At 44.8% G+C, this 643-nt stretch carries 1 pseudogene; it reads left to right on the forward strand.

Features of this window, described 5'->3' with window-relative positions:
• Positions 1 to 643, forward strand: a pseudogene (locus AB1K91_RS19945) (transposase); the annotation flags it as partial.

Consider the following 643-nt stretch of genomic DNA (forward strand, 5'->3'; position numbering starts at 1 on the left):
TTAGACAATGCAATCCAGAAAGAACGCACAAAACAGGGAAAAAAGCGCTAAATCGCCGGGAGGAGGTGACAGGGAAAAAAGAGATCAAGGAAAGTACGACTGATCCGGAGAGTGGCTATATGTATCGGGAAGGAAAGCCCGAAGGGTTTTTCTACCTGGACCACAGAACAACGGATATGAAATACAATATCATCACCGATGTCCACGTTACGGCCGGAAACGTCCACGATTCAAGGCCTTATTTGGAGCGTCTTGAACGCCAAAAAGAACGCTTCAACTTCGCAGTGGAAGCTGTCGCTCTCGATTCAGGTTATCTTACTACCCCAATCTGTCACGCTCTGAAAGCACAAAATATCTTCGCCGTCATTGGTCATCGTCGCTTTCATCCCACGAAAGGACTAATGCCGAAATGGAAGTTCCAATATGATGCAGAGAGAGACAGTTATGTTTGTCCGAACGGACAAACTTTACAACTAAGAACAACAAATCGAGATGGATATAAGGAGTATGCTTCTGATCCCAAACAATGTGCTGTGTGCCCGTTATTGGCTAATTGTACGAGATCGAGAAATCATCGAAAAGTCATTACAAGGCATGTTTGGGAAGGAAGTAAAGAATGGGTAAGGGAAAATCGCCTTAGCCA

Source organism: Terribacillus jepli, assembly GCF_047228925.1.
Classification (GTDB): Bacteria; Bacillota; Bacilli; order Bacillales; family Amphibacillaceae; genus Terribacillus.